Raw genomic sequence first — 25,394 nt, 5'->3', positions numbered from 1 at the left:
TCCTACCACCTATTCCATTTACAAAGTAAATCATACACCGCTTTGTACTTCTCTTTATTTTTATTCTCAATATTGGGTTGCTCCAAAACAATAAGTTTTAATTCTTCAGCATAGTTCATTTCACTAATTTCTGAAAACAGATCCAAATCCTTGTTCACACGTTCATGTTCTCCTCGTGCATACTTATTGATTGTCTTATGATTTACAGCATCCATAGCCAGTCGCAAAGAATAGCTCCATGTATATAGTTGCTGCATCACACCTTTAGATAGGCTTTCAATACCAAAGCGATCAGCAAAAAACAATAACGCACATACATATAATTGTTTTACGTAAAGATCTCCAGAACGTCTACTCGGAACTTGTTCTTTAGTGTGAAACTTATTTATTAATTTTTGTATTTGCTCAAGTTGCTTTCCGTAGTGAAGTGCATAATTGAAAAATCGTTTTCCTGCCATCAGTGGCTGTGTTAATTGAAATTGATTTAATGCTTTAGATGCAAGAAGTTCACTGCTTCCATTTGCATTAAACTGTTCAACGAAAAGGTTACTTGCTTTATGATAGATAGCATAATTAAACACATTCGTGGTTTTAATCCCTTTGAATACATCAATCTTACTTGAAGAATAACCCAAACCACTCTTTCCTTTATACCATTGCGTCAACGGGTAAAGATAAATTTTAAATAAGTCATTCAAATCATCCTGGTTCACATTTTCCCATTGGTTGATAATTCTTACTTTCTGATGATCGTCTTCATCATACATCTCACGTAAATGATATGACTTCAATAAATCATGTGGTTTTAACTCTTTGCCACGGGAGTTTTGTGAATCAAAGAATTGAAAAGCTTCTTGCTCGCTGTCTGTGACAATTTGTACTGCACTACAATGTTCGAGTAAATATTCTTTGTATTTGCTTTGCGCATCTTCCGAAAGTTCACTTATCCGCTTAGATAAAATTTCAAAATTAGTCACTATTGCATCATTAGATAGTTGATTATATTTTTCTCGTAATAGCCCCTGATCCTCATCACCTAAACAGTATAGAAGAATCGAAAGGGTTGTCAGTCGCTGTTGGCCATCCACAACGTTGTATTTTTCATTTTCCTTATGTAAAATGACAGAGCCAATTCTGTATTCTTGTACACTTTCTTGATAGGCATTATAAGTATCAAGAAAAAGCGTATTTGTAGACTTCACACTCCAAGTATACGGACGTTGATATGATGGTAAAGCTAATTTCATTCCAAGTAATTCTTGAATCTTTGTTATTTTTAATTCATCTTGAAGTAGAGCCATCCTTAAATCCCCCTACAAAATTCGACATTATTTCAATAATACCACCCATAACTCTTTTTCCTAAAATGTACTTGAGTGAATTTATATTTTTACAATAAGCTATTATTTACTACCCATTTTAATCGTAGGACCTTGTCAGTTTGCTACTCATTTAATTGTCCAACCCATTCAACTCAACTCACATTTTAGTTCCAATATCTATTACAGATTTTTGGTAATATCGTGCTTCCCATTTAACATTAATAACATACCATCTTAAACACAATAAATAAGAATTCAACAATATACTTAGAAAGATTCCTTATTAATAGATGCAAAATTATTAGACTTCTTCAGAATTATACCATTTTAATTTTTCTACAAAAGACACATCTTCACAACAATTCATGATTCCGCGTAAAAGTAAGACCCCGGGGGTCAAAAAATCCCCCGAACTATTAGCCCGAGGGAACATAAAATACACTTCTATATTTAGTTAAAAGTCGCTAAACCTATTGATACCAAGCTATTTTAACTCTTTCAACACCACGCACTCCACATGTCTGGACTACTGACTGTAGAAGTATAGAAAAGTAATAAATATCGTAGCTTTGTTCACCTTTAAGTACCCATAAAAAATGAAATCTATGGTTTATACTTCTGAAGTTTTGAACTTGACCTTCAAACATTAGTGGCATAGAGGCCGAGTGGTTTAAAACATGCCGAGTATACTTCAGATTGTTATTGGTTCTCATGTATAATATACTCCCAGATAGGAAATAAACGGTAAATAGAATCATTTGATAGAAGGTTAGAAAGGTGAAGATTATAGCAGGATTATATGAACTCTTGAAGATGCCTACCACTGACTGGAAAAGACGTCGCAGGTTTTTTTCAATGATGGACACATTTGATTCAAAGAGTCTCATGGATTTACTAAATGAAAAATTGGGAGAATATAGTCCAAAAGAAATTCCTATCCCGGAGCATATTAAATATCCTGATTCTTATTTTGGGCGTTGGGATTTAGGTGTTTTTCACGAAGCATTAAAAGAGTATTACAATAGCCATGATGATACAAATGATTCTCCCTATGTTGGGGACATTGATTCGTTTATTCCCTTTAAAAAACATCACGCTATTTTTATTGATGAAAAAGAATCATTATCAGCTTTGAAGTTAGAGGTATCGTTTTATTTTTCGATACTTTTTGTATCTTTAGATTCTTTATGTCCCGACTTTTCGTTGAAATTTCAGCTTTTTAATATCTTTTGTGGTTTTTAATTTTCATTAATGATCTAAAGTATGTTACCAAAATGGGACCAATTCATTTATTAATTTAAGACCAAGCTTATGGTTATGTTACCGACAATGTCTGCAGTCCCCCTTCGGAGTGGGGACTGCAGAATGATCTTAATTACCTTTTATAACTAAGGATTTATCCTTAGTTGTTTTATATAATATCTTCCTGCAAAACAAGCGACCTCAACCCTGTCAATTCCCTAAACCCTAATTTATACATTATTTATGTATAAAAAATTCCATTGAATCTAATATATCAGGACCCCATTGTTACTAAAAGTTCTGTCCAATTGCTGTGCAATTTACAAAGATGAAAATAAATGAGATTAAGATAGGGCGTATTCCTATTTCTGGTGTTTTCACAGTAAATGCAAAATGCCCAGAGTGAACTTCGCAAAACAAGACGTGCTGACTAGTTTTAAATAATCTTGAGAACTATAAACTCAAATAAAGTAACAAGACGATAAAGTCTTCATGTAAATAGCTTTATTAAAAAATCAATGATAAGATTTAATTAATAACAATACTTTTATTAGTAAGCTTTATTACCTTGTTTTGGATGTTTTGGTATACCTGTTAAAATTGACCACTTTCTTTACAAATTCCCGAGCGATTTCCAGTTCTGGATCATTGGATAAATCCTTACTACTTAATACTTCATTAACCCATTTTGGACCGTGATTACCAATACTTCTAACAAAGCTTTCAAGTTCACCACCTTCAACAATATAAAGTCCTATATTTTTAAAATATTCATTTATTTCATTAAATGCTCCGAATGCATCACCAGCGGGAATAAAACTTTTTCCAGACTTTTTTGCCAATGACCAGGCTGAAGTATTCCGTAATATATTATTAATCTCAATAACATTTCGTTGAGGAAAGACTACTTCGTGTGTAGTCTCCAAAATCTCATATATTTTTTGCTTTACATGCTTGGTCTCAAGTTCAGGCTTAATTTGTTCAATTCTACTTTTTAATACTTGCCATCTACTAGATACGGAATTCCAATCTCCTCCAAGATTATTTACAATAATTTGTAAGGGATTTATGTTATTCAATACATCAAAATCTGTAATAACTGAAATATCAACATTCAATTTTTTAAGAGCCTTAATTATTAAAGGAATCCTATGCTTACCTCCACAATGAATAAACATTACATCAGGAATTGTTAATTGGGCATCGTCATAAATTGAATTGAATATGGAAGAGTAAAATCTACAGTCTGAATCACTTTCGCATATTATTACCTTACTATGAAATAAGCCATCTAAAATATTTGAGTGTCTTAGTAATGGATCTTGCATAAATTCTTTTAAATCTTCATTATTAAGTAAACTTATTTGATTTAAGTTATCATTCCTTTGTATTCTGAGAATTTTAACATTTTTTGAATTTGTATCTAGAACTCCACGTAAAAAGTCACTGCTGTGAGTAGATAAAAATAATTGTTTATGTCGTTGGGAGTCTTGTGTAATCATTTTCCCTAAAAGCCTAGCTTGAGGTGGATGTAAAAAAGCCTCGGGCTCGTCAATTAAAAGTATGGAATGTATAGAAGTAAGAGTATTTAATAGTACTCCTACAAAACTCCTCATTCCATCACCTTGTTCTTGAAGCTTGGGTAACAATTCTAATTCCTTAATATAATTTAACGAAACCCTATCCTCACCTTCCTTTGGTATTGGTCGGTTTCCTATATGCAGTGGTACTTCATTACCCGCATTTCTATTTAGAACTAAATCTTTTCCAAAAGCCTTTTTAAAATAATTGCTAAATTCCAATTCAATATTATCATCTATCTGTAGGTAGTGAATTGGATGGGTTAATGGCTCTCTTGTAATTGCAATATTAGGAGCAGGATTGGCGGCAGTCAATCTTGCTTCTGTAGTAAGGATTTTTGTTGTAATATTCCCCAATTCCCCTAGACCATTATCTGAATTCCATAAATTCTTCGCGGTATTTTCATATATGCTGAAACCAAAGCCTGTATAGGTTGGCAGTGGATTAGAGGAATAATATTTTTTTGAATTTCTTTCAAGAAAATCTAAGAGACTTTCTTCCGTTCCTTCTTTAATATATGTTAATTTCTTTATAACATTTCCTGAGAACATAGGATTTCTTGATAAGTAATCTATTTCTTTCAAGGCAGTACTTTTACCGGAATTGTTTGGACCTACAATAATTGTTATATCATTCTTTTGAAATGCGACTTCTGAATTATCACTAAATATTAAATTTTTTATCCATACTTCCATAATATTTCCCCTTTTTTCAAAATATAAAGCCCCAATCCCTTGTATGACAAGAAAATGAGGCTTGACTATTAGCTTTAATTTATTGAAAAAAAAGCTCCTAATGGTTACATTGAAGGGTACACCTAATGATTTTTAACATACTTAGGGGGACATAGCAGCTGTCACTAATGCTGACCCACATATTGAAGCCAAATGACCTGTTATATCTGCTAAACATGTATATACGAAATTATTTTCCATTGCAACCACCACCTGATTTTTAGCTTTAAACAGTATCTGTAAAACTATTAGAAATCCAAATAAAGCTGCTAGTGCCCCAACCGGGAAAAATGGCCCCCTAAATATATCTAAAATGAATATATCACTATTTTGTTAATTAATAAATAAAAATCGAACTAATAGAACATATGTAATTTACCTACTGGTTTGGTTCCGCTTAACACCTCAAAGTAATGAATTGATTCTATTTATATAAATATATTATGCGGAACTTATCATTAATTTTTATAATTATCAATATAAACAATCCTAAAAAAATCATATAATTTAGTTCTGGAATATCTCCCCCGACATCTCCTCATACCATGCGCAATGACTATACTAATTCGCAAATCCAATGGAAATTATCACCTATGTTCGAATAACCCAAAATAGAATTAAAGTTCACCACCAACCCATAGATCTGGTATATTAATTCCATATTCATGCGGATTCCTTAAATTTCTATCAACCTTCAGCCCACATTCCTCACACTCTAATTCATATATTCTCCACCACCCATTAGTAGGTAGGTTATTTTCATCATAATCCCAATCATCTTCTCTATAACTCACAAGTGACTCTTTACCACAGACAAAGCATTCCAATACCTCATATCCTTCGCCTTTTATTAGTGCATTGGCTTTTCTTTCTGAAGGACTTTGTGATCGCTTACCTAGCGTTAAATATTCTGTTGGAATGTTATAGGATGCTAACCCAATTGCTTTATAAAAAGCAACTTCTGAATAATCAATTTTTTCCTTCCTCACAGCTTTAGTTATCATATTTATTGGGTCTAGACCAATTTTAGGTAATTTATATTTCCAATATCTCTCAGTGTTTTTATACTGCGAATTTTCAATGAAATCTAAAACACATGGTAACACGTTTAAACCTATAAATCTATCCAACTCACTATAAAGAAGTATATACGTTCCCCTATGCCAAGCACGATTTCTTAATGTATTTAAATCCGTTAGTACCCTTAGATATTTTGTTACTATAATTGAAATTTCACAGTCATTACCTGCTAAAGATTTTAACCTTTTTACTGCTACCATAAATTCAACAGTTTGATTATTGATACTTTCACTATCCACTCCTCTTTGAATTAAATCCATAATAGACTTTGCATTGTCAGTTTCTAACTTAACAGCCAATAAAGGATTAATACTTCGTAATTCATCCTTTATTAGCAATTCTAAAAAATGATGAAAATGGAAAATAGTCTGCAAATATTTTTCTTGGTAGGATAAGTAACTAGCTAATCTAGTTTCCTCCTCTCCATTAGGAGTACTTCCTTTAATAGATATGTACCGCTTACTAACATCATAAGTACTGAAATAGTTTTTTAGAGCAATACGTAATGAAGCTATTGCTGCATTAGTAGTGTTTTCTTGTTTAACCCGACTAACACGAGTTCCATGTTGTCTTGTATTTAATGAAAAAAAATGATTTTGTGTCATCTTATCCTCCTTCTTTTCACTTAGGCTTTTTTTATTCATTAACCCTATATCCAAGATTACGCAAACACTATGTTTCCTCCACCATTCACCATCCTTCAACAAGAAAAATTAATTTTACAAATAATATTTATTAATTAGGGCTGGAAATATTTCATTTTTTCCCCATCGTTCACTACTAACTAATTTATAAAGGTTTAATAGGAGAAAGTACTTTTAGCTTTCCTCTCAAAATGATAATGAAGACGGTATTCACAAATTTCTTTTGTCCAGTTAAAAAGAATTTCTTCATAGGCTTCAACTACACCAAAGTTTAATATAAATAAGTCATTTTCATATGAAATTAATCCTTTAGAACTGCTGCTCCATTTTGTCATTGGCATCGAAGCAATTAAATTACTAACCGCTTTTTCATCATATGTCCATAGCTTTAAAGCACCCTTGTCTGAAAAATCAATTCGTTTTCGATGTTCTTTTTCCATTAAAAAATGATGAAAAAATGTAGCTGTTTGTTTTGAAGAAATTGGTTTATACCAGTTCGATATCCCTCTTTCTAGCATAGCTAATAAAACAACCATCTTATAACTCTTGGTCATGACTGTCTTTTCAACATCAATAAACCATTTCTCGTAACGAGCATAAACTTCGACTTCCTTGTCCTTTAATTCACCAGCCCATTTTAGAAAACCAAAGTATGATTTAAATTCTTGTTTGTAATGGGATGATTCTGATCCTCCCATTAGATGCAATTCTAAATAAGTCGGCCTTCTCCCCAAATCCTGCTTTAGGATATTATAGTCACTAAGCAATTTCTCTTTTCTTGGCTGTCTTTTTAAATACATTTCTTGGAAAAAGTTAACAACTTGAATATCTAAGTCTAATTCACAAAATTCTGGTAAAGTCGGTTGAATGTTTCTCTTATTCCCTTCGTTCGGTTCTGTATCAAATATACTTAATTTAATATCCGCATTACGGTAGTTTCCAATTAAATCAATTATCACGCACGTATCTTTACCAGGATGCAAACGAAGACCTCTTCCAATTTGCTGAGTAAAGACGGTTAATGATTCAGTGGGACGAGCGAATAATAATGTATCAATAGCTGGTATATCGACACCCTCATTAAATAGATCTACCGTAAAAATAACATCTAACTCCCCATTTGTAAGTTGTGAAATGGCTTGATTCCTGGTTATATCTACTTGTTGAGAATGGAGGCTAATCGTTCGATACCCAGATTGATTAAAATAGTTTGATAGGAAGTTGGCTTGTCTAATCGAAGAACAAAAGCATAAAGTTCTCGTTTTCTTTTTCTGTTCCCAGGCATGTAGGATCTTTTCCGCCAATTCTTCTTTTAGTTGTGCTTGAAGTAATTCTTCTTCATCATAACGGTTACCCAGCCAAGTAATTTGGTTATAATCGGTATCATCGTAAACCCCATAATACTTAAACGGTGATAGCCATCTACGTTCAATGGCATCCAAAAAGTCGAGTCTATATGCAACATTTCCACCGCAAATGGCATAAACATCTTTATTATCATTTCGGTCAGGGGTAGCCGTAATCCCCAGTAAAAATCGTGGTTTGAAATAATCCAGCACCCTTTTATAAGAATCCGCCGCAGCATGATGAAATTCATCAATGATGATGAGGTTAAATTCATCTGGCAGAAACCGTTCCAGGTGATTTTTCATGCTTAAAGTATAAATAGATGCAAAGATGGAATCTGCGTGGCTTTCTTTTATTTTCCCATTGTAGATTCCCCCCTCTTTTTCCGGCATGATTTTTTTAAAAGAATCTTTAGCTTGATAGAGTATTTCTTCTCGGTGAGCGATAAAAAGAATTCTTCTAAAATTTTGAGCAAAAAAACCAGCCAAGTATGTTTTACCCAGCCCAGTTGCCATCACCACTAAGGCCTTATTATACTCTTCATCGAGTGTTTTATTTAACTCCTCAAGTGCTTCAAGCTGTGCAAAACGTGGTGTAATTGCCCTATATGGAATTGAAGTATCCGAAATCACCACAGGCTGTTTATGTTGATCCTGATCCGAAGGAAGCATCAATTCCAATTCTTCTAAATCACTCCATTTTTTAGAAAGAGACGGAAATTTTCTTTCAAACTCTTTATAACTAACCCTATAATCATCTAAAGTTTCCTTATTTAATGGAACCGTTTGTTCGGCATAAAAGATTTTTAAAAATTCATCTTGTGCTTCGTCAAATACTTCCTTTGCATCACTGACTAGAAGATTCCATTCAACACCTTGGTTTAATGCAGATCTAGATAAATTGGAAGACCCGACAAACAAGTAATCCTCATTGTATGATTGGAAAATATAAGCCTTTGGATGAAAGGATACTCCATTGCTTTTCCATATCCGGATCTCTATCCGTTCATCAATAGCCAAAAGGTTCTCAAGTGCGTCCGGCTGTGTGATATGTAAATAATCCCCGGTACAAATTTTAATCTCAGCCCCATTTGCAGCTGCCTTCTTCAATGCCTCTTTTAAAAACTCAACACCAGACTTCATCACAAAAGAAGTTAAGATACAAATAGTTGTAGCCTTTTCTAATTTTTCAATGATATGGCTTCCGTATTCTCGAACTATCAGTTGAACATTACTCATCTTCAACCTCAATTAAAAAGATTTTTTCTTTGAAGCCACCTCGTTTTTCTACCTTTTTTTGACGAACTTCTTCCACTTTTTCAAAAGATGCTCCGTGGCATTCAGCTAACGTATGGATAATTTCTAATAGATCAGCTAACTCCTCAATGGCATCTTTATCATTATCAGCTTTTATATATTCTTCTAATTCTTCAAAGCTTTTATTTTTTAGTTCTTTTATATATTCTTCATTATTTAATATTCTTGTTGAAAAATGTTTTCCGGTGCTTTCAATTACTTGTGGTATTAGGTCACGGACCAGTTTGTTGTATACTGGCAAAATTGTTACCTCCTCAAAAAATAATAATATTATTATATCGTAATGTGGCAATAATTGTTATATTTTCATCCTTAGATAAAGTTGATAATGAAATAGAACCAAAAAGGACTATTTTTACATTTATAACCAATTCTAAATCAGAACCATCTACTTCACTTTTAATGATTGTTCAGATAGTTGTATGGTATTAATTTTAGTTTACCACTACCTTCAAAAAATTGTTGTGTATCTATCAGTTAAGCAAAGTCGGAACACTTTTAGTCAATGGCGGCATAAGAAGGAGATTTAAAGCTGAAACTAAATTTAACCTAACTAAATAGCACATTAATAATCAAAGAACAGTTTCCTTTTCGGTCTCTGGTTTATATTATAAAAACACAGTTCTATTCTTATCGTAATAACCTCATTTACTTATGATACGGTCCCCGGTCCCTGTGATGTATCTATGGAAGTTTTATTTTTTACAATTTCTTCTATGAGTTACTTCGAAATCCTCTTACTAAAACTTCTTTTCTTACTCCTTTACTTAAAATAAGCTAAACTTATATTAAGAAATAGAATAAAGGTGATCTATTATGAAAAAAACAGTCCACGTCGTTGGTGCAATTATTGAAAATGAAAAAAATGAAATCTTCTGTGCGTTAAGAAGTTCAGAAATGACTTTGGCACATTATTGGGAATTTCCGGGTGGTAAAATAGAAGTTGGAGAAACACCTGAACAAGCGTTAGAACGCGAAATTCAAGAGGAATTTGCTTGCATTATTCAAGTACGTGCAAAAGTAGAAGATACAAAGTATGAATATGAAAACGTAATTGTACGACTTGAAACATACAAAGCAAAACTAGTAGATGGACAACCTACCGCATCAGAACATGCTGCTACGAAATGGGTTACGCGAGACGAACTTACACAACTGAATTTCGCCCCTGCGGATGTCCCAGCGGTAGAGAGAATTGCAAAGGAAGAAAAATGAAAATTCGAATGAAATGATGTGAATTTAATGGAGCAACAGCAACTGATTCGAAAAATCGAAAACTCCCTTTACAAAGGATTTATCGATCAAAACAAACCAGTCTCTACACAATTTAAACCAAAACTTTTAACAAACAAACATCATGAAACTGTCTTATCGACATTTGCGAAATACTTCTCCTCTTTTTTCCAATAATCTTCTTCTGTAGACTGTATATACAACTTGTCATCCACATACAAAAAATCTTAAAGGAAGCCCAATTTTGATAGTTACCCCCGTTTTATTCACTATGCCTTTTTAAAAATTTCTCCTTTCCTGCTTATCTAACAAAACCTCGTTTAGAATCACGCAATAGCTTTGCACCGATATGTCGTTTAGTCTCTGGTTTTTTCACAATACTTTTTCAAATTTTTCCTTCTTTGTTTTTTCAGCAATTTCAGAAGGGACTATTACACAAATGCATGCGGTTTTTCCTTCTTTTGATTTGCTGTTACCAATATGTCTAAGGAGTCTTGCAAAAGTGCACAAAATCTTTCCTTTAACGTGGGGTGACAAATACATATCGTTTACATGTCTGAAATTGAACAAATAAAAAAAACTTGTGAAGGCTATGAAGACTCTCTTTTTACTAAAAATGGAGACAGCTTTATAAAAAGAGATAGTTCAAATTTGAATCGTCTCTTTTTTCAATCATTTTTTTAGTACTTGCGATATAATTAAATTATCTAAGTGAGTTCATTTAAAATCGTATAAGGAGGATTGAAGGCTAATGGGAGGTCTTGGTGGTTTACTCATTGGATTGATTATCTTATTTTTTCTTATGATTTACGTTAAATGGCTTGCTCCTATAATGCTTTTACTGATTGTGTTATCTGCGGTCATGATGTATCGAAATCGTAAGAAACGAAAAAAAGAAGAAGAGTTTCGTAGACAGCAAGAAATCCAAGCTCGGCGGGATTATGAACAAAGGCTATTGCAATCTGGCATTGAAAGAATCGATGTAATGAAAGGTGAAGATTTCGAGGAATTTCTCGCCGTTTTATTGAAAAATCTTGGTGTCCAACAGGTGGAAACAACTCCGAAATCAAAAGATTTTGGGGCTGATCTTATTCTAACGAATAGGGCAGGTAAGCGTGTATCAGTTCAGGCAAAACGATATGAAAGAAATGTAGGAGTTGATGCAATCCAACAAGTTGTTGCGTCCAAAGGTAAATATAATACTCAAGATGCTTGGGTTATAACAAATCAATACTTTTCAAAAGAAGCTCAGGAATTAGCCAAATCGAATAATGTAAAACTCTTTAATCGAGACGGCTTGATTAATCTTGTTCTTGAAGCCCAAAAAAAGGAAGCATCAGAAACAAATGAAGTGGAAAATTTACAAACCACCGTTTGAGAAACATAATTATTGTCCCCCATACATTATAAGTGTCGGGGAAACTTTTAAAATATTTATGCTATAGTACAAAAAGAGAGTTCTCAAAGGCATAGACTTTTGGGGTATTCTCTTTTTACTTTTTAGTGACTTCGAAGGTTATTCACAAGTTTTTTAATAGTCATTTACCCATTATTTATCAGAATTAGACTGGTATGAAAAAGCTCAAAATCTTTTATTTGACAATGGTTATGTGGAGAATGGTCAAGAATTACTAATGATTCCTACATTGAATATTTTTGCTATTTAATTATTGATGAATCGAGGGATATTGATTTGTTGGAATGTTTATATGATGAAGGTTTCGAAACGAAGGATTGGGTAAGATTAGCTAGAAAGTATGATGCTAAGGTTTCATAAGAAATGATTGAAGAGTATATGCGTAAATATGGTCTTGAGGATTTATCATTTTATGACTTGGAAAGTATGTACGGGGAAGACTCAATAATTTTCGACGAATATTTAAAGGAAGAATTAATGGATTACTTATAAGATGAACACAGAAAGTTGAGGAGTGATTTCTTAAAAGCCTTTAAAGAAACTGTGGGGAACAATATAATGATGTCTTATTCTTCTTTTATGTTCGGGAAACAAATATGATCAAGCGTGGGAACATTATTATGGAGGAGGTGACTTATGGAGTTTAGATCAACCCACTGAATCCGGAATGTTTGATTCATGACGAGGAAACTAAGGGAGTAACTGATGAAGAGGCAGAATTTTATAGCTTTATGAACGGCAATTCTATAGATCATTGGAGAGTATTAACCGTGATGGAATGGATTGAAAATGGGTTAGAGCTATAGTTTAAAAGACAAAATAATACCAAATACCACCAATGATGAATACCATCTTTAAATATACTTCAGTTACATATAAAAAGAGTCCCCCAATAATTTTTGAGGAACTTATTTCTGTGAATCCCTAAAACTAATTAGTTCTATTTACATTCCATTTCATTTATTGATTATTGTTTTATTAACTGGCTTTTCAACGAACAAAGACTTTCATCAATTCTTGTCACATCTACAAAAAACAATCTTACGTTGGTTTCTACTGAATCTTCTTTATACGAAAAAAAACTAATATCAGCATCTTTCATTCCCTCACTCACAGGGTATAACAACCAAATTTCCGGTGTATTGTACTTCTTGGAGTAAGCATACATCTGATACATATCGGCTTGTGAAATTCTGTAATTTTGCCTTGGATTATTCGTAAGAGCCTTCCATTTTGTATCCAATATAATCCTACTTCCATCATCACGAGTTATAACTATATCTGGCCTTAAAGCAAATTTCCTTGGAGTATCAAATAAATAATATCCTTTATCTTGCGTTGAAATCTCCCAAGGTAGGTCTGCCAACACTCTCTTTAAGTTCATAGCAACGTATGCCTCAAAAACCTTCTCCATTGGAAAAAGTAGCGCTCTCGCAGTTGTATTGCCAGAAAAAGTTGTAAAGCTTTGATTTAGTAAAAAGACCTTTGACCAGCGCATTAATGTCTCATAATCTTTTGTGTTTCTGTCAATGACTATACGTGAAAAATCTTTCGTAAAATTCATAGAAGGTTCAACCATTTCAAAGCTGGAAAGTAGTTGCCTTATTTCTTTGATATTGGCTACACTACTTGATATTTTTTGCAACTTCAACAGAGTGGATTTAAGTAAACGGTTTTCTGGCCTATTCACATCAAACTTGTCATATCGTAAATAGAATCGCTCTTTATGTACTTGATTTTTCTTAACATTCTCCTGAACAATCAATTTTCCTTTAAAGTAAGTCAAATTATCCTCTTCAGATAAATAGTTTGATCGTATACCCTTTTTAATAAGCCCGCGTACTTCCTGGATATACATATTAATAAAAATTTCATAAAGATTCATTCGGTCTGTTTTAAGATTTGCATCGTTGAACACTTTAGTTGGAAAGTCCTTCATACTCCGGAGCATTCTAAGAAATGTTTTTTTTGTATCCTCAATCTCGCTATACGAAATCTTCGGAAGAATCTGGACCTGGAGTCCACTTTTCATTTGAATCAGTCCAACATAATTCTTTGCCTGGATCACCTTGCCAACATTACGGCGTATACCAATCTTAAAAAAATCCATTGCGTCTGCTTCTTTGGTATCGTTAAAATCCAAAATTAAATGTTCTAATTCAGTAAAAACCTCATTATTTAAATACTTAAAAGAAGCGTGGCTTTCAAAATCCTTATTGCAGGTTATTGATTCGAACTCACAAACCTCTAACAGTTTGTCCATCTCTCCACCACTCTTTAATAAATTTGTATATAACTTTCTGCCCTATAAAAAGCATCAATCTGAATTGCATATTTCTTTTCTGGTAAATCAATATCCGGATTGCCTTTGAATAATTTACTCACTTTAATACCTGTATCGAGAATGAATTTCAATGAATTATCCGCTTTTGCATTATCCCCAAGCACTAATTGTATCTTGCTATAGTCTTCATAAAAATACTCTTGAAGCAGTGGAATAACAGCATTCAAAAATATGCCTGCAAGATTTTTTATTGAGGGGTCCTCGGCTAGGGATGTAAAATATGCGTGTCCAATTGTATGCTCTCGATCAAATAAACACTCTATTCTTTCGTTCATAGATTCCAACATAACTGCTACATCGATTCCCTCAACTTGAATATCCGCAAGAACATTAGAATCTGGCATTATTTCAATGAATTTGAACCTTCTTCTCAAAGCAGTATCCATTAGTGCAATTGACCTGTCAGCTGTATTCATTGTTCCTAGAATATATACATTATTCGGAACCCCAAAAGAATCTCCTGTATATGGTAAGATTGCTGTTGCAGCTTCTAACTCTCCAATTCTCTTAGTAGGCTCTATTAATGTAATTAACTCTCCAAAAATTTTCGAAATGTTTCCTCTATTAATCTCGTCAATAATAAAAACGTAAGGCTGTACTACAAATGCCTGGTCATTCTTTGCTGTTTCACAAAAATTCTTAAAAACTCCGGAAGTGTATTCATATTTTAGATCTGAGGTAGAATTATCATCTTGACGACTTATTACTGGCTTTATTCCTTCAATAAATTCTTCATAGCCATATGACTGATGGAAAGTTGTAAAGGCTATTCTCCCGTCCCTTTTTAAATCGTTATAACGATTCAAAACCTGCTCATACGGTAAATTCTCTAATGATTCAAGACTTTTGTTATCACATATTGCAACGGCATATAGTACTGTATTATAAGTTTTACCAGTACCAGGAGGACCATACAATATTTGATTCTTTGGAAATCCCAATTGTAACACTTCCTTACGAGTAATAGCATTAATTGAGCATACTTCAATGTTACGCTTAATTTCAGTAATTAAAGCATCACTGTCGTCCTCTTTAAGGATTAGTCTGGTGGATACACCTTCTTGCAACCTTCCATCTACCTCTTTAAATATCTCCTCTTCAATACTAACTTTAACAAATTCTTTTCCTCTCCATGTTCTCAAGTTTTGTATTAATGAAAATCCGACTAATCCTACCTTATTGCACTCTTTTACTATTCTTAATAACGACTGTTTACTTGGCATTTCTCGATAAGTAAGCCTATCATTAACATCGGCTTCTTCAAATGAAATTTCTGTTAGATCACTATCTAGTTTAAATAAACTCTTCGAATCATCATCTTGAATAAAAATACCATTATTTTTGTAATATGCTCGTTTAAACTGGATATCTCCGGTATTTAATAATGAATTGATTATTTTCCCAAGTTCAATTGCTAGCTTCAGCTCTTCTTTATTTTCTTCTGAAAAGGGCTTTCCTAAATATTCATCAAGTTGAAATAATTCTTCAAGGAACTCAAAAGGAAGCATAAATGACTGATCTGGTTTACGCCCATGAGTATATCTATATCCCATAACTGGGTGATCAAATACTTCTTCCACTGTCCCTTTATGTGTTATCATAGGAGATCCTGTTATTCTATTTTTTAAGACAGGATCTTTAATATTACTTTTAACCCTTGCTCCGGCTATTATATAAACAGTGTCACCTACGTTTTCCTCAATTGAGTCAACATTTTGTTCTTTTTGATACTTAGTTATTGTCGTAATTGATCGAGGCCAATAAAAAGTTCCTGTTTTAATAAATGGTTCGAATTCTTCTACTGTGTTAGAAAAAAACAAAAATACCTTTCCCACCAGTCGTACTCCTTATAGTAAATTTTCTAGGAATATTGTATCACTCATGACAAATTTTATATAAGTTAAAAATAAATTTAATGATAAGAAAAATATTGTTTTGGTCTTTCATCTTTCACATTTTTATTCGAGAAATTAACTGAACAATCTAAGCCCGAATTATAAAAATTAAGCGCACCTATCGGTAGGTAACATAAATAGCCGTATATATTTGATTTTTTATCAGAATATACGGCTATATTTTTTTCTACATGCTGTTTGGATATTTTTTGACCAGGGCATATATTGATTTATTATTTCTGGGTTTCTATGAATATCTAGATTTGGTAGATTCGACAGTACCGTCATAAGTTACTGATAGAAATCCACTCTATTCGCTTTTGCCGTTTCTGCGATACTTAAACAGATGGAGTTGGCTTTGGCACCGGCTTCGCTGACGGAAAAATGCCAATTTTTTCGACCAATAATATTTGGACGGATGGCGTTTTCTGCTGGATTGTTATCGATTTCAATGCGGCCATCATCCAAAATTGCTTTTAGTCCATTCACCCGATTAAGTGTGTATTCGGCTGCTTTTGCGAGTTCGTTTTTCCCGTAGAATTGTGATTTTTCAACCCAGTCCAGAAACATTTCAACGAACGGCTTCGAGAGTTTTTGCAGTTTTTTTCTTCGCTTAAAAGTATTATTAATATCTAGTTATTTTAAAAGTTTTCTATTTATAAATTTTAATAGGGAAACTCAAGAGGTCGTAGAAATCAATTCTTGCCCTTTTACCTTCAGGTAATGGAATGGGAATGTTATGGCCTAAACACGAATGATAAGAAACTCTCCAATTGGGTCATTTGTAAAGCACATGACTGGTTATTGCCTATTTACGAACATATTAAAAAGTTGATGATGGCTAAATCGATTTTACATGTCGATGAAATATATGGACAAATTATCAACCGATCCGATGGAAAATCAGGTTAATCTAACGCCTTCAACTGGGTGCATCGAAGTGTGCCTAGTCAATGTCCACCAATTGTTCTGTTTCATAGTTCATTATCACGAGATTGCTATGTTCTTGAAAAGTTCATAGAAAATTATTCTGGAACGATTGTCTGTGATGGTTATTCGTCCTATGACATAATAGAAGGCATCACCATCGAAAATTGTTGGGCGCATGTTCGTCGCTATTGGCTAAAAGGCGGACTGCAAAAATGGGAAAATCGGTGTAAAATATTGTACGTAAGTATTTTAGAACTGGTTGCTCTCTTCCTTCGCTCCCTTTACTTTCAAATAGACATTTGGCAAGTCGAATTGAATCTCAAATGGTGAGAAATATAAAAAGTCGTCATTATTCATTGCAATGATATTATTTTTCAACGCTATTTTCTGACCAAAAAGCTCAATGTAGACGATGTTATTTTGCTTATTGAACGGAATAGAAATTGTTCCTGAGAATAGCTGATGCGTTTCTATAATGCGACTAAGCCATAGTTGTTGGTCAGTTTCATCATAAGATTTAATTTGGTTGGTCATTAAATAATGAAGCAGCTCGTAACCAAGCTTACGATGGAGAGACTTATGTTTAAACTGATTATTGTAGTGACGCAAGCATTTATAACATGACGAGTCACAATCGTTTGGACATACGTTAAGGACTTTTAATGTTTCCTCTAGGATGTCTTGCATTTTTTCTCCTGCCATTAACGAATAGCCTGCACCTCCTTCCAGTGTATCGAAGACGTATATATCTGCGTACAGTTCATTGTCTTCTCCTCGTACAAAGCGATGACCGACAGAAAGTTCTTGTGCATCAATGTCTAAAACACGACCAGCTGCTAAGCTAAATGCTTCACCAATCGTTGTTAGAGAATTATTTAACCAGGGTTTGATATCGCCTACGTCAAGCTGTTTTGAGAGATGGAGTCGAATGAATAATAAATCTGAATTGAATCTGTTTGCTAAAAAGACTTGGAGTAATTCCCCTCTACACTCATTATCACGACCAACTGTTAAAAAAGGTTTTAAATGACTTGCTGGTGGCTCTATGCCTTCATATACAGGTTGAATAAAGCCGCAATCTTTACACATATTAAATCCGGTTTGACGCTGTACGCCACGATTCATGATGATGAGTTCATCATTTAATTTTGTCGCATACTGAATATTGCCATTGTAGAGTATTGAGAACTCTAAGGATTCATGGCTATGAGTAAACGGTAATTGCGGATCATTTGTATAACTGTAATCTTGCTCTAAATCAAAATCCTGTAGTTCTCTACCCATCTCTGGTGAGAAACCTGTTGGTCGCATATATGGCATACGTTTTAGTTTTGCATTACATGTTGGACATCTTGTTTCAGTGTAGTGCTCAAGCTTTGTAAAATGACATCGATCGCAATAAACGACTTCATCGAGCTGATGATTAACTTCGTCGCTAAACGGGTTTTTCAAGTATGGGTTGAAAATTCCACCCACACGGTATTTCTTTTTATTCACAACAAGCATGCGGCCTGGTGCATATTCACTTAAAGCACGATTTAGCTGTAGTTGTGGTTGTTGTTCTAGCACAATTTCTTTATTTTCTTTCTTTTGTATATAGAAGCTTGTTAAATCGACTGGAAACGCATATGATGGTAAGAATCCATAATTGAATAAGAATTCAATGAACATTCTTGTGGCTACATGTTCTTCCGCTTCATCTTCATCAGCTAATTTTAAAGAGTCGATGTTTTCCTCATATTTCGCTCTAAGCTTTTCTAATAGGATGTCCATCGTTTCACGAATGAGCATTTCCTTCACACGTATTGGATCATCTTCTTCAGCAACCATATCTTGAGGGATAATATCATATATTCCTGGAATACCTTTGAATTTCCTATAATTTTGTTCGCTAAGCCATTCATCAAATGATTCAAAATTGAACGGTGGCTCTCCTTCAAAGAAGTCCACTGTAAAGCCCAGTGATTCATTGATTTTTGTATACTTTTCGTGTTTTAAGCTGGTGTGCACTACTTTATGAAAGTATGTTTGGATAAATAAGGCATTGATATGACGTTGGACAATTTTTTTATTGTTAATATAAATTAACGCATCACGTGTGTCACCGCTAATCATTTTCTTCGGATTGTCGAAGTAGTAATGATCATGAGGACTATCCTGAGCATATGTGATAACTGTTGATAATGACGATCCACGACGGCCCGACCGCCCAGCCCGCTGCTGATAGTTCTCTCGTTGCGGTGGCATGTTGCGGAGGCTGACTGCCGTTAAGGAACCTATATCAATTCCTACCTCCATTGTTGTTGTGGAGCTTAAAATATCGACAACACCCATACCTTTGTCCATTTCAATATCTTGAAAGCCAAGCTCATACTTTTCAGTTGTTGCAAGTGCATGGCGAACATCTTTTTGTGAAAGTTGTGCAGTATGTTCTTCTACTCGGATATTTTTAATACGTCGATTATCAAGAACTTCTTGAATTGGAGAGCGCCAGAATCCTTTTAAAGCATTAAAATCTTCGCTATTCGGTGTCAACTCTTTCAAGTTATCGCTTAAGCAGTTAACACAAAGATTATTGGCTGTTCGTAAATGAATCTCACGACAGTCTGAACAGTAATACCAAGTCTCTTCTAGTGCATGCTTAATAATAAGTGGATCCTTTTTTAGCAAGTAGCGTTCATTTTGCATTTGGCAAAGACTGTACAGTTCATCTATAATTTCTTGTACATGACCTGGAGCAAGGTGTTCGATTAGTTTCTTTAAACTACGGCTTAATCCCCCGTAATTTCGGCTCCAATCCTCTTCAGAACGATATTGTCCAAGAATTTCTTTACGATCATTTGGTGTTAGTACAGCGTCAAATATCGATACATCCGCTAGCATTTCCTTAATAAATAAGATGACAATTGTTTCAAAATCTTCTTTTGAAATATAGTCCTCAACCTTTTGATACTTACGTTTTAGTATCGGTGCACTTAATGTGACGTAACCTGTTGCTGTATCGTAAATGGAAAAGCCGGGATTACCTATAACTTGATAGATGCGTTTAATTAAAGTTTTAGATGGTTCTAACGCTTCTTCAAAAATATAATCAAGATCATTATCGTATTCTTTCTTTAAATAATCGGCATCATTTTGAACACTTTTTCGCTCATCGCCTTCTAAAATTTGGACACGATTTTCATTAAGCAAATAAAGTAATGTGTTATAGAGATAATTGTCAATTTTAATACTACCTTTTTTTAATGTAGTTGCTTGTAGAATTAGCTGACGAATAACGTCCTTTTCCATTTCTAACGGGATATCACGTGCTAAACGTGCGGCTTTTTGACGTCCGTCTGAGAATATTAATACTTTACGGCCCTCGTTTGGTAGCTTTTCTTTACCACTGACTGGTGGCTGAATTGCAAATTGCTCACGCACAATCTCACCGAATGGCTGGTCACCTTTTGTACGTAGATCGCGAATATTATATTGTGATTTCTTTAAACAACAAGGACAAGTATTAAATGATTTAGCAGAAGAATAGTATTTCTGTTTACGATTTTTCTTCGGTCTTTCCAAGGACATATAAACACGAATAAAATTTGTGTCTTGCTGAGGTGAGTCAACTATATATCCCGTTTTCACATTTATCCATAGGGGTTTTAATGTTTTACCTTCAAGCGCACGATCGTTCGGCTTTTCTATTAGTAAATGAATTTCTTCTAGTGGCTCACCAACAATGTCGCTTCCTGGTTCACTCCATAAATACGTTGGAAAATTTGTATCCTTTTCACAAAACGCTTTAATAAAAGCGGCACCACATAACATATGTGTATATAATTCAAATACCCGACTACCACATGTACACTGCTCTCGGTATGCATCATAGATCTTTCCTAGGAATCCTGAATTATCACAGTTCGGATTCATACAAATAAACACACCCGATAATCCTCTAAAGAACAAATGCAAACGTGCCGGTAATAAAACCCGTCCGTTTTTAACGGCCATATTTGCTAGAAGTAATAGATTACTAATTGCTTTTTCAGCTGTTGGAAAGTATACTTTTGGGCAAACAGTTTCAACAAGCTCCTCAACTGATGTTGCATTACCACTAATTTTCTTAATTACTTGTTCAACTGGACCATATCCATTTAACTGTTTGAATACAAATTCTTGGAATTCATTTTTGTCTGCTGGAAGTGTATCAAATTTTAGTGCTTCAAAAATTGGCTGTAAATGCTCTACTATATCTTTATATTTTTTATTCCATTCAGCAACAAGCGGATAGTCAATGTTTGCCCAATGAGATGCTTCATCAGGTGTCATTGTTTTGCCTTGTGGACGAGTTTCTTTTTTACCAGTAATTAACTTAAATTTACGGGATTCAGCCGCTCCTGTTAGTTGTTGTGCAAAGCGAATTGGTGTTTCTGTGTCTCCTTCTTTGCCGAGTGATGCTGATGTTAAGATTACTTTCATACGGTCGCGTGAGATACCAAGTCTTGCTTGCAAGCGACGTATTAGTAAAGCAACTTCAGCACCACTTGTACCACGGTACATGTGAGCTTCGTCTAGTACAAGGACAAATTGATTGGCTGAATCACTCGCTAGCCAGTCCTTCGTATCCTGCCAAATTGTGTGCTCAATTGGACGCATGAGCATGTATTCAAGCATGGAATAGTTTGTAACTAAAATATCTGGAGGTGTTTCATGCATTTCATGACGGGTTAATAGTTCAGCATCATTAGGGCTAGTTGTATAGCGAAATGTTTTTGGCATTTTTGAGTCTTTAAATGCTTGTAAATCCTTAGCATACCATTTACCACGCTCTTTTAATTGCTTAGCGATATCTGGATTATTTTTCTCCACTTCCAAATAATGCATTAAAATTGGTTGCAACTGTAATTTATCTTTAAATTTGTTAGGAGCCCCAGCATACGGCGTTCTAGACGTATACATCCCGAATTGCGGATTACGACCATGTACATGAAAGCGTGATTTGACACGCTCATCCCCCATTAATTTACGAAGACGTGTCATTTGGTCACTTACAAGAGCATTCATCGGATATAAAATAAGTGCTCGCACACCGCGCCGAGCAAAAGATGCTGGTCTTGTCACAGCTTCTTCGTAAAGAGTAGCAAGCATTGGATGTAAAAATGATTCCGTTTTACCAGAACCAGTACCTGTTGAAACTATCAAATCTTTATTGTCAGTTAAGAATGCTTCCATCGCTGTTTGCTGATGGACATATGGACGTGGGAATACACCGATGCCATACTCGGCAAGCTCATTCATCAGCGATTTCGTACTTGCTAGAATATTCATCTCTTGATACGTACTCCCAAGCTCGTAAACAGGAGTTGCTTCAATATACGGTGCTGTACGCAATGTTCCAGGTGTTTCAAGCAAAGAATGACGTTTTTTTTGTAAAATATCGTTACTGATCACATAACGCGTTTCAATATATTCAACTAACCTTTTTTGTAAGCGATCGGCTACTTTATTTAATGTGTAATCCATTTAACATCTCTCTTTCATCTCTAACCTTTGTAAAATTGCAATCATATCTTCTACATACATATTTGGGATATAAAAGGTCTTCGCATTTTTAAATATTTTTGGCATCCCAATTAAAGAAATCATTGCAAATTCCTCATGCGGTAAGCAAAATTGTAACTCTAGTTCTGTATACACCGTATGCTTTTTTAAACTATACGTATAATAGCGACCTGCCCGTGCATTCAATGCATAATAAACTCTCCTGACATTTCGTTCTGCCACCTGCTGAATATGCCAACCATTTTGAAATTTTGCAAGGAAACGGTCAGTTTTATGCCCACCATGTACAAATACTTGTTTCTTCTCTGCGAAATACAATTCATTTGGGGTAAAATTTTTCGTTACCTGTTGTTTGCCATGTTTCGTGAATCGGTAAATCGTGTCTATATCATTGCTTTTAGTAAACGACTTATAGTCATTTAGTGTTTCTTGTAAAGAAGATGTATACAAATAATCTGTCATGGCTAAAATAGGCTTTGTTTTATTAGGTTTACTAGTAATCGTAATTGGTTGTATCTCATGGTCAAGGACATAACGTACTCCAATTTGTTGCTTTGTTCTAGGAAGCACCAAATTACAAGCTGGCCAAATAGCGTAGTATCCATTATCTAGCTTAATAATTTCTCCAATAGTAGCTAGCCAAGTAAGTAAACATTGAGCCGATGTATCTGTTTTGTGCTTAAGAAACTCTTGTGCTTCTTGTGGTGCATATTCTAGTAAACGGTTAAGCACAGGCGTAAGTTGCCGGAAATGTACCTTGTCGATGCCCATTTGCTTTTGAGAGGATAGTATACTTTTCACATATAACGATTTTTCTGTTAAGTACTGTATCCAGTTCATGATTTTCCGTCTCGCTTTAAGCTAGTAATATAATGCTCAAATAATTTGTATATGTGCTCGAGCTCACTTTCATTTGAGCCGTCTAAATCTGAAGTGAGAATGCTTAACCAATTATCTAAAACAAAGGATTGTTCAAATTTGTAACCAAATTTTTCTTCAAACCATGCTTCAAATTCTCTATTAAATGTTGAACAATCCTCTAGTTCTAAATCTTCAACTTCAGAAAGGTCAATTTGAGCAAAGTTGACCGTGATAAATTTCCTTGGAAGTACTGCAAAGTTTAGAAAATCTTCAGCATAAAGTAATGGTGTACAGCTAAGTGAAGTAATACATGTTTTTGCCTGCTGAACGTCATCAAATGTTAGGATAAGTAACTGTGTTGCCTTGTCATTCCACTTCATTAGTTCCACATAACTTTTTAGTGCAAATTCTCCTTGCGTAAAGTGCAAGTTATGGATATGAACTGCGCTTAATATATCCTCTGCGTGTGGTGTTAAATTTTCCAGTGCCGCAAAGCTAAACAAATTCACCTCTGGTACAATCGAATAAAACTGATTTGCACTATATGTTCGTCCAATAAACTGTGCAAGCTCAAAGCTATGAGTCCCCGCTATAATGACTGGATCGCGAAATAAAATAGCCCCTAATACTGTTTTATGGAGTGTTTCATAACGATCTCGAATATGCAAACGCTTGCGACTAGTATGAAAGATTTCTAGTGTTTTATCTATAGAAGCAAATGGTTCATTATTAGTAATTACTTTTACACAAGCTTGTGGAATTTCTGTTACTTTTTGTGAATGATTAGTTTGTGGTATTTGTTGTTGGACATTAATTCCTTGTCGTAAAAAGTGCTCTACATATACATCTGCGAATTGCTTCTCCAGCTGCGTAAGTTTTACGGAAAAACTTTCCTCAATATTTTGTAAGAGAGCAATTTTTTGTTGTATTACTTCTTCAGTATGTGTAAGTTCAAGATTTTTGTTTTCTAATGCGTGTTCCGTTATTTCAACTTCTTTTATTAAGTCACGATGCTTTACTTTAAAGTCCACAAGTAATTTTTCAAAAGCATCATTTTTATTTGCTTCTATCATTTGTTGTACATAAGGTAAATCTAAAAATTGATTACGGAAAAACAATTCTGTTTCTTCATTAAATGTTTTCGATTGAATGATTTGCTGTACACGAGTTAAACGTTGATTCATTTCTCCGCTTGTCGAGGTATAAATCTGTGATAACCGGGCAATGACCTTGCGAGAGAGATCGCCGTATTCATATTGCTCTTTTAAAATTTTCAACGCAGCGCGCACAGCACGCTCATCATTTGCTACATCAATAAAACCTACAAAATCATCTTCTAATAACTTTGCAATTGTGAATAAACGATTGTGTATCATTGTTAGCGAGATGTCTATTTTGTAAACTGCAACAAAATTATCTTCTACTAACGTGTAAGCTTCATCTACCAAGTGTTTTATTTTTACAGGGCCAATGACATATCCGTCTTCGGTAGTAAATAAAACGTTGGGAAGTGGTGTTTCTTTAGAATTAATTGAATTACGAAGCTTTGTTTCAATTAAATTTTTTTGAGTTTCGAAATTACCTTGTAAAGTAATCACTTCATAAAGTGGGACATTATGCACCTCCTTACCCAAAACATATTTGCTAGAATTTGCCAATGACGGTTCGTAAGTAAGGCTTTCATTCAGTTCCCACAGTTTATATTGATGTTCCTCAGGCACTGAGAAGTAATTCGGAATGAAGACTCTTCCGTTATTGGGTAGAGCTTGTTGACGGACATCCGCATGAAGTGGAATTAAACTGTTATCTGATAAAGTTCCCACAACATCAATTACAAGTCGTTCAGGTATATCAGTGTTGGCAAAGGATAAAGACTTTGTTCTTCCTAATACAATCATATT

General features: G+C 34.2%; 15 protein-coding genes and 2 pseudogenes. 6 read left to right on the top strand and 11 right to left on the bottom strand.

Going from position 1 to position 25,394, the window contains the following annotated elements; translation table 11 throughout:
* Positions 1-2: 2 nt before the first annotated feature.
* Positions 3-1,301 carry a DUF262 domain-containing protein gene (locus tag BN1082_RS14540; protein ID WP_090635317.1) on the bottom strand — a complete coding sequence of 433 codons (1,299 nt, stop codon included), beginning with the start codon at positions 1,299-1,301 and terminating at the stop codon, positions 3-5.
* Positions 1,302-2,207: 906 nt separating this feature from the next.
* Between BN1082_RS14540 and BN1082_RS14530 the strand changes: the two genes are divergently transcribed.
* Positions 2,208-2,564 (top strand): hypothetical protein, encoded by a 357-nt coding sequence (locus BN1082_RS14530; RefSeq protein ID WP_176699809.1) that lies wholly within the window; start codon positions 2,208-2,210, stop codon positions 2,562-2,564.
* A 563-nt stretch (positions 2,565-3,127) separates the two neighbouring features.
* On the opposite strand, the gene BN1082_RS14525 is transcribed toward BN1082_RS14530, so the two are convergent.
* From BN1082_RS14525 to BN1082_RS14510, 4 genes are all read right to left on the bottom strand, one after another.
* Positions 3,128-4,840, bottom strand: coding sequence for an ATP-dependent nuclease (locus tag BN1082_RS14525; protein WP_090635314.1), 1,713 nt, complete (start codon positions 4,838-4,840; stop codon positions 3,128-3,130).
* A 656-nt stretch (positions 4,841-5,496) separates the two neighbouring features.
* Positions 5,497-6,564: a hypothetical protein gene (locus BN1082_RS14520; protein WP_141650868.1), complete on the bottom strand. Its 1,068-nt coding sequence runs from the start codon at positions 6,562-6,564 to the stop codon at positions 5,497-5,499.
* Between the two features lie 194 nt (positions 6,565-6,758).
* Entirely contained in the window at positions 6,759-9,188 is a 2,430-nt protein-coding gene (locus BN1082_RS14515) for a DEAD/DEAH box helicase family protein (RefSeq protein WP_090635312.1), read from the bottom strand.
* A complete protein-coding gene (locus BN1082_RS14510) occupies positions 9,181-9,507 on the bottom strand; it encodes a nucleoside triphosphate pyrophosphohydrolase (RefSeq protein WP_090635311.1) in 327 nt (108 codons plus the stop codon). Before BN1082_RS14510 ends, BN1082_RS14515 begins: the two co-directional genes overlap by 8 nt.
* 575 nt (positions 9,508-10,082) lie before the next feature.
* On the opposite strand from BN1082_RS14510, the gene mutT reads away from it, so the two are divergent.
* The 4 genes from mutT (at position 10,083) to BN1082_RS28565 (ending at position 12,408) form a co-directional block, all read left to right on the top strand.
* Entirely contained in the window at positions 10,083-10,481 is a 399-nt protein-coding gene (mutT, locus tag BN1082_RS14505) for an 8-oxo-dGTP diphosphatase MutT (protein WP_090635310.1), read from the top strand.
* A 27-nt stretch (positions 10,482-10,508) separates the two neighbouring features.
* The gene (locus tag BN1082_RS27600; protein ID WP_176699808.1) at positions 10,509-10,676 is read left to right on the top strand and encodes a hypothetical protein; all 168 of its coding nucleotides are present in this window, start codon (positions 10,509-10,511) and stop codon (positions 10,674-10,676) included.
* Positions 10,677-11,250: 574 nt separating this feature from the next.
* Entirely contained in the window at positions 11,251-11,877 is a 627-nt protein-coding gene (locus BN1082_RS14500) for a restriction endonuclease (RefSeq protein ID WP_245640442.1), read from the top strand.
* Positions 11,878-12,279: 402 nt separating this feature from the next.
* Positions 12,280-12,408: a hypothetical protein gene (locus BN1082_RS28565; RefSeq protein ID WP_281177016.1), complete on the top strand. Its 129-nt coding sequence runs from the start codon at positions 12,280-12,282 to the stop codon at positions 12,406-12,408.
* A gap of 475 nt (positions 12,409-12,883) precedes the next feature.
* On the opposite strand, the gene BN1082_RS14495 is transcribed toward BN1082_RS28565, so the two are convergent.
* From BN1082_RS14495 to BN1082_RS28230, 3 genes and pseudogenes are all read right to left on the bottom strand, one after another.
* A complete protein-coding gene (locus BN1082_RS14495; RefSeq protein WP_090635309.1) occupies positions 12,884-14,179 on the bottom strand; it encodes an McrC family protein in 1,296 nt (431 codons plus the stop codon).
* 14 nt (positions 14,180-14,193) lie between these two features.
* A complete protein-coding gene (locus tag BN1082_RS14490) occupies positions 14,194-16,095 on the bottom strand; it encodes an McrB family protein (protein WP_176699807.1) in 1,902 nt (633 codons plus the stop codon).
* Positions 16,096-16,317: 222 nt separating this feature from the next.
* A pseudogene (locus BN1082_RS28230) lies at positions 16,318-16,770 on the bottom strand (IS66 family transposase); the annotation flags it as partial.
* A gap of 81 nt (positions 16,771-16,851) precedes the next feature.
* On the opposite strand from BN1082_RS28230, the pseudogene BN1082_RS14480 reads away from it, so the two are divergent.
* Positions 16,852-17,323 (top strand): annotated as a pseudogene (locus BN1082_RS14480) (IS66 family transposase); the annotation flags it as partial.
* 11 nt (positions 17,324-17,334) lie between these two features.
* Here the strand turns inward: BN1082_RS14480 and BN1082_RS14475 are convergent.
* Genes BN1082_RS14475 through BN1082_RS14465 form a run of 3 tightly spaced genes read right to left on the bottom strand, consistent with a single transcriptional unit; the run spans position 17,335 to position 25,391 of the window.
* Entirely contained in the window at positions 17,335-22,593 is a 5,259-nt protein-coding gene (locus BN1082_RS14475; protein ID WP_090635308.1) for a DEAD/DEAH box helicase, read from the bottom strand.
* On the bottom strand, positions 22,594-23,472 hold the full coding sequence (locus BN1082_RS14470) for a hypothetical protein (RefSeq protein WP_090635307.1): 879 nt from the start codon (positions 23,470-23,472) through the stop codon (positions 22,594-22,596).
* A complete protein-coding gene (locus BN1082_RS14465; protein WP_090635306.1) occupies positions 23,469-25,391 on the bottom strand; it encodes a hypothetical protein in 1,923 nt (640 codons plus the stop codon). Before BN1082_RS14465 ends, BN1082_RS14470 begins: the two co-directional genes overlap by 4 nt.
* Positions 25,392-25,394: the final 3 nt, after the last annotated feature.

This window comes from Neobacillus massiliamazoniensis (assembly GCF_001048695.1).
GTDB lineage: Bacteria > Bacillota > Bacilli > Bacillales > Cytobacillaceae > Neobacillus > Neobacillus massiliamazoniensis.
The sequence above is the reverse complement of the archived record's forward strand: the minus strand, read 5'-3'. Positions and strand labels throughout refer to the sequence as shown.

Bases quoted from the DNA above. Each gene is read 5' to 3' on its own strand.
- BN1082_RS14515 (WP_090635312.1), bottom strand. From the start codon at position 9,188: ATGAGTAATGTTCAACTGATAGTTCGAGAATACGGAAGCCATATCATT.
- BN1082_RS14495 (WP_090635309.1), bottom strand. From the start codon at position 14,179: ATGGACAAACTGTTAGAGGTTTGTGAGTTCGAATCAATAACCTGCAAT.
- BN1082_RS14500 (WP_245640442.1), top strand. From the start codon at position 11,251: ATGGGAGGTCTTGGTGGTTTACTCATTGGATTGATTATCTTATTTTTT.
- BN1082_RS28565 (WP_281177016.1), top strand. From the start codon at position 12,280: ATGATTGAAGAGTATATGCGTAAATATGGTCTTGAGGATTTATCATTT.
- BN1082_RS14475 (WP_090635308.1), bottom strand. From the start codon at position 22,593: ATGGATTACACATTAAATAAAGTAGCCGATCGCTTACAAAAAAGGTTA.
- BN1082_RS14540 (WP_090635317.1), bottom strand. From the start codon at position 1,301: ATGGCTCTACTTCAAGATGAATTAAAAATAACAAAGATTCAAGAATTA.
- BN1082_RS14465 (WP_090635306.1), bottom strand. From the start codon at position 25,391: ATGATTGTATTAGGAAGAACAAAGTCTTTATCCTTTGCCAACACTGAT.
- BN1082_RS14470 (WP_090635307.1), bottom strand. From the start codon at position 23,472: ATGAACTGGATACAGTACTTAACAGAAAAATCGTTATATGTGAAAAGT.
- BN1082_RS14530 (WP_176699809.1), top strand. From the start codon at position 2,208: ATGGATTTACTAAATGAAAAATTGGGAGAATATAGTCCAAAAGAAATT.
- BN1082_RS14520 (WP_141650868.1), bottom strand. From the start codon at position 6,564: ATGACACAAAATCATTTTTTTTCATTAAATACAAGACAACATGGAACT.
- mutT (WP_090635310.1), top strand. From the start codon at position 10,083: ATGAAAAAAACAGTCCACGTCGTTGGTGCAATTATTGAAAATGAAAAA.
- BN1082_RS14525 (WP_090635314.1), bottom strand. From the start codon at position 4,840: ATGGAAGTATGGATAAAAAATTTAATATTTAGTGATAATTCAGAAGTC.
- BN1082_RS27600 (WP_176699808.1), top strand. From the start codon at position 10,509: ATGGAGCAACAGCAACTGATTCGAAAAATCGAAAACTCCCTTTACAAA.